This is a genomic window from Enterobacter sp. 302C9, assembly GCF_034106085.1.
In the GTDB taxonomy this organism is placed as follows: domain Bacteria; phylum Pseudomonadota; class Gammaproteobacteria; order Enterobacterales; family Enterobacteriaceae; genus Enterobacter; species Enterobacter asburiae_B.
Genome location: NZ_JAWNBW010000012.1, coordinates 101,799 through 115,197 on the forward strand (window position 1 = coordinate 101,799; position 13,399 = coordinate 115,197).

At 55.5% G+C, this 13,399-nt stretch carries 12 protein-coding genes; 7 read left to right on the forward strand and 5 right to left on the reverse strand.

Annotation, left to right across the window (positions count from 1 at the left end):
* Window positions 1-220: 220 nt before the first annotated feature.
* Complete coding sequence (locus tag UR289_RS18705; protein ID WP_032661838.1) at window positions 221-1,045, forward strand: protein bax; 825 nt, start codon at window positions 221-223, stop codon at window positions 1,043-1,045.
* 39 nt (window positions 1,046-1,084) lie between these two features.
* On the opposite strand, the gene xylR is transcribed toward UR289_RS18705, so the two are convergent.
* From xylR to xylF, 4 genes are all read right to left on the reverse strand, one after another.
* A complete protein-coding gene (gene xylR, locus UR289_RS18710) occupies window positions 1,085-2,263 on the reverse strand; it encodes a D-xylose utilization transcriptional activator XylR (protein ID WP_048975573.1) in 1,179 nt (392 codons plus the stop codon).
* Window positions 2,264-2,296: 33 nt separating this feature from the next.
* Window positions 2,297-3,478, reverse strand: coding sequence for a xylose ABC transporter permease XylH (gene xylH / locus UR289_RS18715; protein ID WP_039261156.1), 1,182 nt, complete (start codon window positions 3,476-3,478; stop codon window positions 2,297-2,299).
* Window positions 3,456-4,997: a xylose ABC transporter ATP-binding protein gene (locus tag UR289_RS18720; protein ID WP_320711251.1), complete on the reverse strand. Its 1,542-nt coding sequence runs from the start codon at window positions 4,995-4,997 to the stop codon at window positions 3,456-3,458. Before UR289_RS18720 ends, xylH begins: the two co-directional genes overlap by 23 nt.
* Before the next feature lie 72 nt (window positions 4,998-5,069).
* Window positions 5,070-6,062, reverse strand: coding sequence for a D-xylose ABC transporter substrate-binding protein (xylF, locus tag UR289_RS18725; protein ID WP_032650791.1), 993 nt, complete (start codon window positions 6,060-6,062; stop codon window positions 5,070-5,072).
* Window positions 6,063-6,433: 371 nt separating this feature from the next.
* On the opposite strand from xylF, the gene xylA reads away from it, so the two are divergent.
* The 4 genes from xylA (at window position 6,434) to UR289_RS18745 (ending at window position 10,846) form a co-directional block, all read left to right on the forward strand.
* Window positions 6,434-7,756, forward strand: coding sequence for a xylose isomerase (gene xylA / locus UR289_RS18730; RefSeq protein WP_087823749.1), 1,323 nt, complete (start codon window positions 6,434-6,436; stop codon window positions 7,754-7,756).
* Between the two features lie 72 nt (window positions 7,757-7,828).
* Window positions 7,829-9,283 carry a xylulokinase gene (gene xylB / locus UR289_RS18735; protein WP_320711252.1) on the forward strand — a complete coding sequence of 485 codons (1,455 nt, stop codon included), beginning with the start codon at window positions 7,829-7,831 and terminating at the stop codon, window positions 9,281-9,283.
* Window positions 9,284-9,386: 103 nt separating this feature from the next.
* Complete coding sequence (locus UR289_RS18740) at window positions 9,387-9,926, forward strand: isochorismatase family protein (RefSeq protein WP_320711254.1); 540 nt, start codon at window positions 9,387-9,389, stop codon at window positions 9,924-9,926.
* Window positions 9,926-10,846: a GlxA family transcriptional regulator gene (locus tag UR289_RS18745; protein ID WP_320711256.1), complete on the forward strand. Its 921-nt coding sequence runs from the start codon at window positions 9,926-9,928 to the stop codon at window positions 10,844-10,846. The genes UR289_RS18740 and UR289_RS18745 overlap by 1 nt, the downstream gene beginning before the upstream one ends.
* On the opposite strand, the gene UR289_RS18750 is transcribed toward UR289_RS18745, so the two are convergent.
* Complete coding sequence (locus tag UR289_RS18750) at window positions 10,839-11,834, reverse strand: acyltransferase (RefSeq protein ID WP_047059754.1); 996 nt, start codon at window positions 11,832-11,834, stop codon at window positions 10,839-10,841. The two genes, UR289_RS18745 and UR289_RS18750, sit on opposite strands and share 8 nt — an antisense overlap.
* A gap of 183 nt (window positions 11,835-12,017) precedes the next feature.
* Here UR289_RS18750 and UR289_RS18755 point away from each other — a divergent pair, with 183 nt between their 5' ends.
* Both UR289_RS18755 and glyQ read left to right on the forward strand, forming a co-directional pair.
* A complete protein-coding gene (locus tag UR289_RS18755) occupies window positions 12,018-12,323 on the forward strand; it encodes a YsaB family lipoprotein (protein ID WP_033147005.1) in 306 nt (101 codons plus the stop codon).
* Window positions 12,324-12,484: 161 nt separating this feature from the next.
* Window positions 12,485-13,396: a glycine--tRNA ligase subunit alpha gene (glyQ, locus tag UR289_RS18760; RefSeq protein ID WP_003860141.1), complete on the forward strand. Its 912-nt coding sequence runs from the start codon at window positions 12,485-12,487 to the stop codon at window positions 13,394-13,396.
* Window positions 13,397-13,399 lie beyond the last annotated feature (3 nt).

Below are 13,399 nucleotides of genomic sequence, written 5' to 3' on the forward strand. Positions count from 1 at the left end.
GATGAGTGATCTCGCGCAAAATTAGGTAGTTATCTGCGATAGCGCACACAGTTTTTGTGGAATGATGTTTTTATGAGCAAGTTTCAGGTGACATAGTTTCGGAATTGGACTATTTCTATACGTGCTCTTGAAGTCTATTTTTGATATGATTTGAGATTCCGCTCTCAAATTTGTGAAAAAAATAAGGTGTTGGGATGATTACATCCGACCAGGAGACCTAATGATATCGACTCCCATTCGACGATATGGGGCTGCGATACTCATGTTACTCACCACGGCATTTTCGGGTGAGGTGCTTGCGAAGACGCACACGGATACAACGAGTAAGAAAGCCCACGTAATAAAGACGACAAGTAGTAAGGTTAGCAGTAAACAAGAGTATTCTCGCAATAGTGCAAAGAGTAGTTCACTTCCTGATTTGCGAAAATACCCTTCCGGAACACCAAGGAAAAAAGCGTTTCTCCGGACGGTAATGCCTTACATCACGAGTCAAAATGCCGCGATTACTGCGGATCGTAACTGGCTGATTTCCAAACAGTACGATAGCCGCTGGTCGCCTTCCGAGCGCGCGCGTCTGAAAGATATCACGAAGCGCTATAAGCTGAGCTGGAACGGTAACACGCGTCGTGTGCCGTGGAATGCTCTCCTTGAGCGTGTAGATATCATCCCGGGCAGCATGGTTGCGACCATGGCTGCTGCCGAAAGCGGCTGGGGTACTTCTAAGCTTGCGCGTAGCAACAACAACCTTTTCGGCATGAAATGTGTGAAAGGTCGTTGTAATAATGCCCCTGGCAAGGTGAAAGGCTATTCGCAGTTTGAATCTGTGAAAGATTCCGTCAGCGCCTATGTGGTGAATCTGAACACGCATCCGGCCTACTCATCGTTCCGTAAATCACGCGCTCAGCTGCGTAAAGCGGACCAGGAAGTGACGGCCAGTACGATGATCCACAAGCTGAAAGGTTATTCGACAAAGGGACAGAGCTATAACAACTATCTGTTCGCCATGTACCAGGATAACCAGCGCTTAATCGCCGCCCATATGTAATCTCGAAAAAACGCCTTCCACTGGAAGGCGTTTTCTTTTCTATATCAGCACCTCGCTGTAGCGATCCCGATACTCCTTCGGCGTGGTCTCATACTCCTTGCGAAACACGGAATAGAAATATTGCAGAGACGGGTAACCGCACATCTGCGAGATTTCGTTGATCGACAGCGACGTGGAAATGAGCAGGCTGCGTGCTTTCTCCAGCTTTTCAGCATGGATGACGGCATGAATGGTTTCGCCCACCTCTTCTTTAAAACGCTTCTCCAGATTCGAACGCGAAATGCCCACCGAATCCAGCACCTGATCGACCTTTATCCCTTTGCAGGCGTGGTTGCGAATGTAGTGCATGGCCTGAATGACGGCCGGGTCGCTTAAGGAGCGATAATCGGTTGAGCGACGTTCCACGACGCGGACAGGAGGCACGAGCAAACGCTGAAGCGGCAGAGATTCTTTATCGAGCAGACGATGCAGCAGCTTCGCCGCCTGATAGCCCATCTGACGCGTGCCCTGAGCAACGGAGGAGAGCGCCACGCGAGACAGATAGCGGGTCAGTTCTTCGTTATCAATGCCAATCACGCACAGCTTTTCGGGCACCGGAATGTGTAAATGTTCGCAGACCTGCAGCACGTGCCGCGCGCGAGCGTCCGTCACGGCGATAATACCGGTTTGCGGCGGCAGCGTTTGCAGCCAGTCCGCCAGGCGGTTTTGCGCGTGCTGCCAGTTTTCCGGCGCGGTCTCCAGCCCCTGATAGACCACGCCACGGTATTTCTCCTGCGCGACCAGCTGGCAAAACGCGTGCTCGCGTTCGACGGCCCAGCGCTTGCCGCTGGTGGCCGGTAATCCATAAAACGCGAAGCGATGGACGCCTTTCTCTTTTAAATGAAGAAAGGCGGCCTCGACCAGAGCATGGTTATCGGTGGCAATATAGTGGACCGGCGGATAGTGTTCGGGCGAATGGTAGGAGCCGCCGACGCCTACAATCGGGACGTCGACGTCGGTCAGCAGCTGTTCGATGACGGGATCGTCATAGTCGGCGATGACGCCATCGCCCAGCCAGTCTTTGATGTTCTCCAGACGGGTGCGAAAATCTTCTTCAATAAAAATATCCCATTCGGATTGCGACGCCTGCAAATATTCACCAACGCCTTCCACCACCTGACGGTCGTAGGCTTTATTGGCATTGAATAACAACGTAATGCGGTGACGCTTTTCAAACATGGCTCACTTCCCAATTAAGTCACAATACGGTTATCAGGCCCGTCGCTTGGTGGCCGAGTCCATCCAGACTGCCAGTAAAAGAATGGCCCCCTTGACGATATACTGCCAAAACGTCGGGACGTCCATCATACTCATCCCGTTATCCAACGACGCCATGATAAATGCCCCCATGACCGCGCCCGCCACGCTCCCGATACCCCCTGCGAGGCTGGTGCCGCCAATGACGCAGGCGGCGATAGCATCCAGCTCGGCGATGTTACCGGCGGAGGGAGAACCGGCGCCCAGACGCGAGCTAAGGATCAACCCGGCGATAGCGACCATCAGGCCGTTAATGGCGAAAACCGCCAGCTTGGTACGTTCGACATTGATACCCGAGAGACGGGCAGCTTCAAGGTTGCCGCCAATGGCATAAATACGGCGGCCAAACGCGGTGCGCGTCGCCATAAACATACCGGCCAGCAGTAAAAGCGCCAGCAGCAGGACGGGTGTCGGGACACCGCGATAGTCGTTTAAAAGCCAGATGGCGCCCAGCACAATGACCGCCGTGAGCGCCTGACGCCCCACCACCGACGTTGACGCTGGAGAAGCCAGCCCCAGCGCCTGACGGCGCATGCGTCCACGCCACTGCCACGCGACAAACCCCAGCAACCCCACCACACCGAGGGTAAAGCCCACGCTATCCGAGAGGTAACTCTGGCCAATCTGCGACATGGCTGCACTGGTCGGGGAGACGGTGGTGCCGTTGGTGATGCCGATTAAGATCCCGCGGAAGGCCAGCATCCCCGCCAGGGTGACAATGAACGATGGCACCTTACGGTAGGCAACCCACCAGCCGTTCCAGGCTCCCAGTACCAGACCCAGCACCAGCGTGACCGCCACGGTCAGCGGCAGCGGCCAGCCGAGCCAGACGTCAAAAATCGCCGCCACGCCGCCGAGGAGACCCATCATCGACCCGACCGACAGGTCGATCTCCGCGGAGATAATCACGAACACCATGCCCACCGCCAGAATGCCGGTGATGGCGGTCTGGCGGAGCAGGTTGGAGACGTTACGTGCGCTTAAGTACGAGCCATCGGTCATCCAGGTAAAGAAGAGCATGATGACGATAATGGCCGCGATCATCACGAAAACCTGCAGGTTAAGCGCTTTTAAGCCCGCGAACGCACCGGGCGTCGGAACAGCGACTTTGATATCAGACGGATTGCTTTTCGACATGACGTTCGCTCCTTAAAGCGGCTTCCATCACCTGCTCCTGCGTCAGGTTCTGGTTAATCAGGTTGGCTTTCAGTTTTCCCTCGTGCATGACCAGCACACGGTCGCTCAGGCCGAGCACTTCGGGTAACTCAGACGAAATGACAATGACGGCAATCCCTTGCTGTACAAGCTGATTAATCAGTTTGTAGATTTCATATTTGGCACCGATATCAATCCCGCGCGTTGGCTCATCAAGGATTAATATGCGTGGATTGAGAAGCAGGCAGCGCGCCAGAATTGCCTTCTGCTGGTTTCCCCCGCTCAGACGGCCAATCGCCAGTTCCGGCGAGGAGGTTTTGACCTTCAGCCGGGCAAGCGACTGGAGGATGCACTGCTGCTCGGCGGCGTCGTCCAGGCTGCTCAGCGCGCCGGAGAACCGATCGAGTGCCGCAAGCGTAATGTTTTTACCCACCCCCATCACCGGTACGATGCCGTCTTTCTTACGATCTTCCGGCACCATGGCAATACCGTGGGCAATCGCCTGCTGGCAGTTGTCGATTTTCACCGGCTGGCCGTCGATATAAACCGTGCCCTCCCAGCGCCCCGGCCACACGCCAAACAGGCACTGTACGGCTTCGGTGCGTCCGGCACCGACGAGGCCGGCAATCCCAAGAATTTCACCACCGTGAAGGGAAAACGAGACGTTATTGACGCGCTTGATGTGGCGGTTAACGGGGTGCCACGCGGTGAGGTTTTCCACGCGCAGCACTTCATCGCCCTTAGCGTGAGGCTCATTCGGGTAGAGCGCCGTCAGCTCGCGGCCCACCATCATGGTGATGATGTCATCTTCGCTCATCCCGGTGGCTTCACGTGTGCCGATGTGCTGCCCGTCGCGGATCACGCAGATGGTGTCCGAAATGGCTTTGACCTCGTTCAGCTTGTGCGAAATGTAGATACAGGCGATGCCGTGGTTTTGCAGATCGCGGATGATGTTGAGCAGAACCGCGGTTTCCTGTTCGGTAAGCGAGGCCGTTGGCTCATCAAGGATCAGCAGCCTGACCTGTTTATTTAGCGCCTTCGCTATTTCGACCAGCTGCTGTTGACCCAGGCCCAGATCCCCCACGCGGGTATCCGGTGAAATGTTGAGGCTCACCTGCGCCAGCAGCTTTTCGCAGCGGAGCGTCATGGTGTCGTAATCCAGCACGCCGCGGTGGGAAATTTCGGCACCGAGAAAGATGTTCTCCAGCACGGTGAGATGCTTCACCAGCGCCAGCTCCTGGTGGATGATGGCGATGCCTTTGCGTTCGGTATCGCGGATGTGTGTCGCCTGAATCACTTCACCGGCAAAGACGATTTCGCCTTCGTAGCTGCCGTGTGGGTAGATCCCGCACAGCACTTTCATCAGCGTCGACTTGCCCGAGCCGTTCTCGCCGCACAGTGAAACCACTTCGCCGGGGTTCAACCGGAGGCTAACGTTATCGACGGCTTTCACCGTGCCGAAGCGCTTGGTGATGCTTTTCATTTCAAGTAAATAGGGCATAACCGCTCCACATAACCCGAGGGAAGAACAGTACAACGTGATGCGCCCCCGCAGAGCAGGGGCCGCGCCGGATTACAGTTCGCTCTTCTTGTGGAAACCGTCTTTAACCACGGTAGCGTCAATGTTTTCTTTATTGACTTCAATCGGCGTGAGCAGGCGAGCCGGAACGTCTTTCAGGCCGTTATTCAGCGTTGCGTCTGCTTTAGGTTGTTTGCCATTGCCCAGCTCCACGGCGATTTCCGCCGCCGTATTGGCCAGCTGGGTAATCGGTTTGTAGACCGTCATGGTTTGGGTGCCTGCGATAATGCGTTTTACGCCAGCGAGATCGGCATCCTGTCCTGAAATGGCGACTTTTCCGGCCAGCCCCTGTGCGCTCAGGGCCTGGATAGCGCCGCCTGCGGTGGCATCGTTGGAGGCCACAACCGCATCAATTTTGTTGTTGTTGGCCGTCAGCGCGTTTTCCATAATTTTCAGCGCGTTTTCTGGCAGCCAGCCGTCGGCCCACTGATCGCCAACCACTTTAATTTTCCCGTTGTCGATGTACGGCTTAAGGACTTTCATTTGCCCTTCGCGGAACAGTTTGGCGTTGTTATCTACCGGAGAGCCGCCCATCAGGAAATAATTGCCCTGAGGCACTTTGTCGATCAGGCTTTGCGCCTGTAATTCCCCGACTTTTTCATTGTCGAACGAAATATAATAATCAATATCCGCATTATTAATCATGCGGTCATAGGCCAGGACTTTTATGCCTTCCTGTTTGGCTTCTTTCACCACGTTACTTAATACCTGGCCGTTATAGGGGATAATGACCAGGACATCGACGCCACGGTTGATCATATTCTCGATCTGCGACATTTGTGTTTCTTCGTTGCCGTTAGCCGACTGAACAAACACGCTAGCGCCGAGGGATTCTGCTTTCTTCACAAAAATATCGCGATCTTTTTGCCAGCGCTCCAGGCGCAGGTCGTCAATCGCCATGCCAATTTTGACCTCTTTGGCATGTCCTGCAAAGCTTGCAAGGAGGAGCGTAGTGCAGAGCGTTAGAGTCAGGTTCTTTATCTTCATAATTATTAGGCCTTTTTGTAGGGGTATGTGTTGCTGAGATAAAAGAAACATTCACTACTGAGACGCAGCAAATTTTTAACGCGGAAAGGCGGGCTGGCAATTACAGATTTTTATCTTCTCATTATGATATTTGGTTTATTTCTGAATTTATGACCGCGATCGGATTTTAAAATACGTAACGTCTTAATTACATTTGATTCTGGAATACGCGCCGAAAAATAGTTTGTCTGCGCATTATTTTGCGAGCCAGCGCACAGTTGTGCATTCTCTCAATAGCAGTGTGAAATAACGTAATTGAGCAACCCAAAATGTCTATTCACTATTACTCCTGTATCAACGACTCGCCGCATACCCTGATTATGGAGCTCAATATGCAAGCTTATTTCGACCAACTCGATCGTGTTCGTTACGAAGGCCCAAAAACGACCAATCCTTTAGCATTTCGTCACTACAACCCGGATGAGCTGGTGCTGGGTAAGCGCATGGAAGATCATCTGCGCTTTGCCGCCTGTTACTGGCATACCTTCTGCTGGAACGGCGCCGATATGTTCGGCGTGGGTTCCTTTGACCGCCCGTGGCAGCAGCCGGGTGAGGCCATTGAGCTGGCAAAGCGCAAAGCCGATGTCGCATTTGAGTTCTTCCACAAGCTGAACGTACCGTACTACTGCTTCCATGACGTGGACGTGTCGCCGGAAGGCGCGTCGCTGAAAGAGTATCTGAACAATTTTGCGCAGATGGTGGATGTACTGGCGGCGAAACAGCAGCAAAGCGGCGTGAAGCTGCTCTGGGGCACGGCAAACTGCTTCACCAACCCACGCTACGGCGCGGGCGCGGCAACCAATCCGGATCCGGAAGTGTTTAGCTGGGCAGCCACGCAGGTGGTGACGGCAATGAACGCTACGCATCAGCTGGGTGGCGAGAACTATGTCCTGTGGGGTGGCCGTGAAGGTTATGAAACGCTGCTGAACACCGACCTGCGTCAGGAGCGCGAGCAGATTGGCCGCTTTATGCAGATGGTTGTCGACCATAAGCACAAAATCGGCTTCCGCGGCACGCTGCTGATTGAGCCGAAACCGCAGGAACCGACCAAGCATCAGTATGACTACGACGTGGCGACGGTTTATGGCTTCCTGAAGCAGTTCGGTCTGGAAAAAGAGATCAAAGTGAACATTGAAGCCAACCACGCCACGCTGGCGGGCCACTCTTTCCATCACGAGATCGCGTCTGCCATTGCGCTGGGCATTTTCGGCTCTGTCGATGCGAACCGTGGCGATGCACAGCTGGGCTGGGACACCGATCAGTTCCCGAACAGCGTGGAAGAGAATGCGCTGGTGATGTACGAAATCGTCAAAGCGGGCGGTTTCACCACCGGCGGCCTGAACTTTGACGCCAAGGTGCGTCGTCAGAGCACCGACAAATACGATCTGTTCTACGGCCACATTGGCGCGATGGACACCATGGCGCTGGCGCTGAAAGTTGCGGCTCGTATGATTGAAGACGGCGAGCTGGATAAACGCGTAGCGAAGCGTTACAGCGGCTGGAACAGTGAGCTGGGCCAGCAAATCTTGAAAGGTCAGTTATCGCTGGCGGAAATTGCGAAGTACGCTGAACAACAGCAGCTGGCGCCGCAGCACCAGAGCGGGCACCAGGAACTGCTGGAAAATCTCGTAAACCACTATCTGTTTGATAAGTGATTGAGCTGAAGATGCACGTAGGCCCGGTAAGCGTTAGCGCCACCGGGCATTTCTGTTAAAGGAGTCACCGTAATGTATATCGGGATCGATCTTGGCACATCGGGTGTGAAAGCCATCCTGTTGAGCGAGCAGGGCGACGTATTAGCAACGCAGACGGAAACGCTGCAGGTTTCACGTCCGCATCCGCTGTGGTCAGAACAGGATCCGGAGCAGTGGTGGCAGGCGACGGATCGCGCAATTAAAGCCTTAGGTGAGCAGCACAGCCTTCGTGACGTGAAAGCGCTGGGAATTGCCGGACAAATGCACGGCGCTACGCTGCTCGACAGCCAGCATCGCGTGCTGCGTCCAGCGATCCTCTGGAACGATGGCCGCTGTGCGGAAGAGTGCGCGCTTCTTGAGGAACGCGTGCCCAATTCCCGGGAGATTACCGGCAACCTGATGATGCCCGGCTTTACTGCGCCCAAATTGCTGTGGGTGCAGCGCCACGAACCGGAGATTTTCCGTCAGGTGGCGAAAGTCCTGCTGCCGAAAGACTATCTGCGTTTTCGCATAACGGGCGATTTCGCCAGCGACATGTCCGATGCCGCCGGCACCATGTGGCTCGACGTGGCGAAGCGCGACTGGAGCGAGGCGATGCTGGATGCATGCTATCTGACCCGGGAACATATGCCAGCGCTGTACGAAGGCTGTGAGGTGACAGGCGCGCTGCTGCCAGCCGTTGCTGAACGCTGGAATATGCCTGCCGTACCGGTGGTGGCCGGGGGCGGCGATAACGCGGCGGGCGCTGTCGGTGTCGGCATGGTTGAGGCGGGGCAGGCGATGCTGTCGCTGGGAACGTCCGGCGTCTATTTTGCCGTCAGCGACGGGTATCGCAGTAATCCTGAAAGCGCTGTGCACAGTTTCTGTCATGCCCTTCCCGGGAAATGGCATTTGATGTCGGTGATGCTCAGCGCGGCATCCTGCCTGGCCTGGGCGGCAAAACTCACCGGCATGGCCGACGTTCCGGCGCTCATTTCCGCAGCCCAGCAGGCGGATGACGCTGCGGGTACCGTCTGGTTTTTACCGTATCTTTCCGGCGAGCGTACCCCGCACAACAACCCGGAAGCGAAAGGGGTGTTCTTTGGCTTAACCCATCAACATGGCCCGGCAGAACTGGCGCGTGCGGTTCTGGAAGGCGTGGGCTATGCGCTGGCCGACGGGATGGACGTGGTGCACGACTGCGGCCTGAAACCGACGAGCGTCACCCTGATTGGCGGCGGTGCGCGAAGCCCTTACTGGCGACAGATGCTGTCTGATATCAGCGGGTTGCAGCTGGATTTCCGCACCGGAGGGGATGTTGGGCCCGCGCTCGGTGCCGCGCGTCTGGCGCAGATAGCCATTCATCCGGAACAACCGCTTTCGCAACTGTTGCCGCAGCTTACGCTTGAACAGGCGCATTTGCCTGACGCGGCGCGCCATGCGCGGTACGCGGAGAGGCGCGACGTGTTCCGCAAAATCTACCAACAGCTGTTGCCGCTGATGTCGTAAAACCGCTTGTCCGGGAGAGGCACGAGGATGTCCTTTTTTGGTCTGTGCGTGCCTTCATTTCCTTGCCAGTATGGTGTTACACCCACTGGCGAGGAGATTTATCATGTCACGCATTGCATTAATCAACATCGATACTCAGCAGTCCTTCCATCACCGCAATTACTGGCAGGAGGACGAAATTCCTGCCTTTCAGCAGGCGATGCTGGGGCTGATCGAAGGCTGCCAGGCGCGCAATATTCCGGTCGTTGATATTTTTCACGTGGATGAAGACAGTCCTTTCACCCTCGAAAGCGGCTATGTCAAACCGATGGCCTTTTTACGTCATCAGCCGGATGTGGTTTTCCAGAAACACGTCCATAATGCGTTTACGGATACCGGGCTTGACCGCTGGCTGCGCGAGCGTGATATCAACCAGCTGATTATCTGCGGCATTCGCACTGAACAATGCTGTGAAACCACCGCCCGGGTGGCATCCGATCTAGGTTATGCTGTGACCTTTGTTAGTGAGGCAACGCTGACGTTTCCCATGACGTACAAGGGGATAACCCTTAGCGCAGCGGAAATTCGCCATCGTACCGAGACGGTACTGTCCGGGCGTTTTGCCGAGGTTAAAACGGTAGCGGAGACGCTGGAGTCACTGTAATGCGCATCGACGTCTGGTTCGTGATGTTGCCCGGGGTGCTGTCATTAGACATGACCGGCCCGGCAGAAACCTTTGTGCTGGCAGGCGACGCGTTTCGCCTGCATTACATTGGCCCGCAGCCTGACGTTCAGACGTCGATTGGCCTGACGATGAGCGGCATTCAGCCGCTGCCGGAGCGTCTGCCGGAAGGTAGTCTGCTGGTGCTGCCGGGTGTGAGCGACTCCCGCAGTCAGTTCTCAACGCCACAGGCGCAGCAGATCCAGCACTGGCTGATGCGCCTGCAGCCGCAGATCCAGCGCCAGGAAATCACCGTGATGTGCGTCTGTTCAGGGGCCTTACTGGCGGCGAAATCGGACCTGCTGAACAACCGACAGTGCACGACCCATCATGACGTTATTAGCCGTTTACGCACCGCGGCCCCCACGGCGACGATTAAAGAAAACCGCATCTTTGTGCAGGATGAGAATATCTGGACCAGCGCGGGGATCACGTCAGGCATCGACCTGGCGCTGCACATGATTAACCGCCTGTGCGGCCCCGAAAAGGCGCTGACCGTGGCGCGTGAGATGGTGGTCTGGTTCCGCCGTTCCGGTGACGATCCCCAGCTCTCTCCGTGGCTACGCTATCGCAATCATCTTCACCCGGCGATTCATCGGGCGCAGGATGCGCTCACCGCCGAGCCGCAAAAAACGTGGAGCTTGCCTGACATTGCCGCACTGGCGCACGTCAGCCCGCGTCATCTCACCCGGCTTTTCCAGTCACATTTAGGGATTAGCGTTCGCGATTATCTGGAACAGCTGCGTCTGGCGGTGGCGGAGCAGTGGCTATTGCAGGGGCGCGGCGTGGAGCAGGCTTCACTGGCGGCGGGGTTTTCCTCCCCGCGCCAGTACCATCGCGCCCGGCAGCGAAGCATTAGCTGACGAAGCGGCGAGCGTCTATTTTTTGCAGCAGCATCGACAGCAGCAGGCTGATCGCCAGCGTGGCGGCAAAAATCCAGACGATATCCAGCACCGGCCAGCTTTTTAGCTCAATGCCTCTCGTGCGCAGCGCGTGGATCACCAGCGCGTGAAAACCGTAAATCCCGAGAGAGTGCCGCGAGATAATACTCAGCACGGGAAGGGCGCGCGCGTTCAGGGTATTTTTGGCAAGCGTGAGCAGCGAAACGGCACAGATAAAGACCATCGGCCCGCAATAGAGATACCAGGTATCGGCAAAATTGCCGCGCCACTGCAATTCGTGCAGCGTCCCGCGTGAAATCACTGCCACGCCAGCGATAAACAGCGCCCCGCAGAGCCAGTTCAACCCGCGTTTTTGCGTGTCCATCATCCCGATGGCGCGCCCCAGCATGCCGTAAAGCACGTAGTAAAAAGTATCGCCGTTGATATAGAGATTGACCGGCAGCCACTCAAATCCGTCGATTTTCTGTGAGAGCGTATTCGGGTTGGCGACAATGCCGATAACCACCATCAGGGCCAGAAGCATTTTACCGCTGACGTTTTTTACCTGGATGAGCGGGGAGACCAGATAGATAACGATAATGGCGAAGAAGAACCACAGGTGATAGAACACCGGTTTTTGCAGCACGTATTTCAGCGATAGGCCGGCGTTAATGGAGGTGAACAGCGTGATATAGAGCAGGGCAACGGCGCTGTAGAACCCCAGGCAGGCCGCGATGCGGATGAAGTGCCGCGGCTGCGCGCTACGCTCGCCAAAAAAGAGAAAGCCGGAAATCATAAAGAACAGCGGCACGCTGACGCGTGACGCAGAGTTGAGAATATTGGCGATATCCCAGTTAACGGGGCTGATGCTGTGGGCATTCGTGACGTACCAGGTCGTCGTGTGGATCATGACCACCATCAGACACGCTATTCCTCGCAGGTTATCAATCCAGTTAATTTTTGACTGCATCAGTTCCTCGTATTCCCTGTAAATTGAGTGTGACTGCCATTGTCCAAAAGTCTTCGCTTGGAAAATTCTGAGTTTTATTCAGCAGGCTTGTAGGGAGGCCGCGAGATTCGCAGAATGCCGGACCGTAATCTATAAAAGCTTTGATACTAAAAATAACAGCCACTGACCAGGGCGGTAATAAAAATGATGATGAAGCGTGTGGCGTCACTCTTTCTGCTGTTGAGCCTGGCGGGATGCAGCGCGCCGCAAGAAGCACCTGTGCAGAAAGCGCAGCAGGGTAAAATGAGCCCGGAACGTTCACTGAATATGGAAGCGCTCTGTAAAGATCGGGCCGCTCGCCGCTATAACTCGGACGTACAGAAAATTGATGTCACCGGGTTTGAGCGTTTTCAGGGAAGCTATGAGCTGCGGGGACATACGTCGCGCAAAGAGGGCTTTGTCTGCTCGTTTGATGCGGACGGTCAGTTTTTACATCTCTCCATGCGCTAGCCTGCTCGTATAATCAACAGCCAGACGCCGTCAGCGTTCTGGCCGGAAGGCTTATTTCCCCAATTTTCCCTAAACAACCCCGTTTCGTACTGTATATCTTGCAGCCAGCGGGTATACTGGTCCCTTCCATTTAAAACCACACGTATCCAGCACGAAATACTATGCAAAAGTTTGATACCAAGACCTTCCAGGGCCTGATCCTGACCTTACAGGATTACTGGGCTCGTCAGGGCTGTACCATTGTTCAACCTTTGGACATGGAAGTCGGCGCCGGCACTTCACACCCGATGACCAGCCTGCGCGCGTTGGGGCCAGAGCCAATGGCGACCGCGTATGTGCAGCCTTCCCGTCGTCCGACCGATGGTCGTTACGGTGAGAACCCGAACCGTCTGCAGCATTACTATCAGTTCCAGGTGGTGATTAAGCCATCACCAGACAACATTCAGGAACTGTACCTCGGGTCGCTGAAAGAGCTGGGTATGGATCCAACCATTCACGACATTCGTTTCGTGGAAGATAACTGGGAAAACCCAACGCTGGGTGCCTGGGGTCTGGGTTGGGAAGTGTGGCTGAACGGCATGGAAGTGACCCAGTTCACTTACTTCCAGCAGGTTGGCGGTCTGGAATGTAAGCCAATCACCGGTGAAATCACCTACGGTCTGGAACGTCTGGCGATGTACATTCAGGGCGTAGACAGCGTTTACGACCTGGTCTGGAGCGACGGCCCGCTGGGTAAAACCACCTACGGCGACGTGTTCCATCAGAACGAAGTGGAGCAATCCACCTATAACTTCGAATACGCGGATGTGGACTTCCTGTTCACCTGCTTCGAGCAGTACGAGAAAGAAGCGCAGCAGCTGCTGGCGCTGGAAACTCCGCTGCCGCTGCCTGCTTACGAGCGTATTCTGAAGGCCGCCCACAGCTTCAACCTGCTGGACGCCCGCAAAGCCATCTCCGTGACTGAACGTCAGCGCTACATTCTGCGTATTCGTACCCTGACCAAAGCCGTTGCAGAAGCTTACTACGCGTCCCGTGAAGCCCTTGGCTTCCCGATGTGCAACCGAAACAAATAAGAG

What these genes read in the sequence shown, in the direction of transcription:
- UR289_RS18705 (WP_032661838.1), top strand. Translation starts at nt 221, where the DNA reads ATGATATCGACTCCCATTCGACGATATGGGGCTGCGATACTCATGTTA.
- xylR (WP_048975573.1), bottom strand. Translation starts at nt 2,263, where the DNA reads ATGTTTGAAAAGCGTCACCGCATTACGTTGTTATTCAATGCCAATAAA.
- xylH (WP_039261156.1), bottom strand. Translation starts at nt 3,478, where the DNA reads ATGTCGAAAAGCAATCCGTCTGATATCAAAGTCGCTGTTCCGACGCCC.
- UR289_RS18720 (WP_320711251.1), bottom strand. Translation starts at nt 4,997, where the DNA reads ATGCCCTATTTACTTGAAATGAAAAGCATCACCAAGCGCTTCGGCACG.
- xylF (WP_032650791.1), bottom strand. Translation starts at nt 6,062, where the DNA reads ATGAAGATAAAGAACCTGACTCTAACGCTCTGCACTACGCTCCTCCTT.
- xylA (WP_087823749.1), top strand. Translation starts at nt 6,434, where the DNA reads ATGCAAGCTTATTTCGACCAACTCGATCGTGTTCGTTACGAAGGCCCA.
- xylB (WP_320711252.1), top strand. Translation starts at nt 7,829, where the DNA reads ATGTATATCGGGATCGATCTTGGCACATCGGGTGTGAAAGCCATCCTG.
- UR289_RS18740 (WP_320711254.1), top strand. Translation starts at nt 9,387, where the DNA reads ATGTCACGCATTGCATTAATCAACATCGATACTCAGCAGTCCTTCCAT.
- UR289_RS18745 (WP_320711256.1), top strand. Translation starts at nt 9,926, where the DNA reads ATGCGCATCGACGTCTGGTTCGTGATGTTGCCCGGGGTGCTGTCATTA.
- UR289_RS18750 (WP_047059754.1), bottom strand. Translation starts at nt 11,834, where the DNA reads ATGCAGTCAAAAATTAACTGGATTGATAACCTGCGAGGAATAGCGTGT.
- UR289_RS18755 (WP_033147005.1), top strand. Translation starts at nt 12,018, where the DNA reads ATGATGATGAAGCGTGTGGCGTCACTCTTTCTGCTGTTGAGCCTGGCG.
- glyQ (WP_003860141.1), top strand. Translation starts at nt 12,485, where the DNA reads ATGCAAAAGTTTGATACCAAGACCTTCCAGGGCCTGATCCTGACCTTA.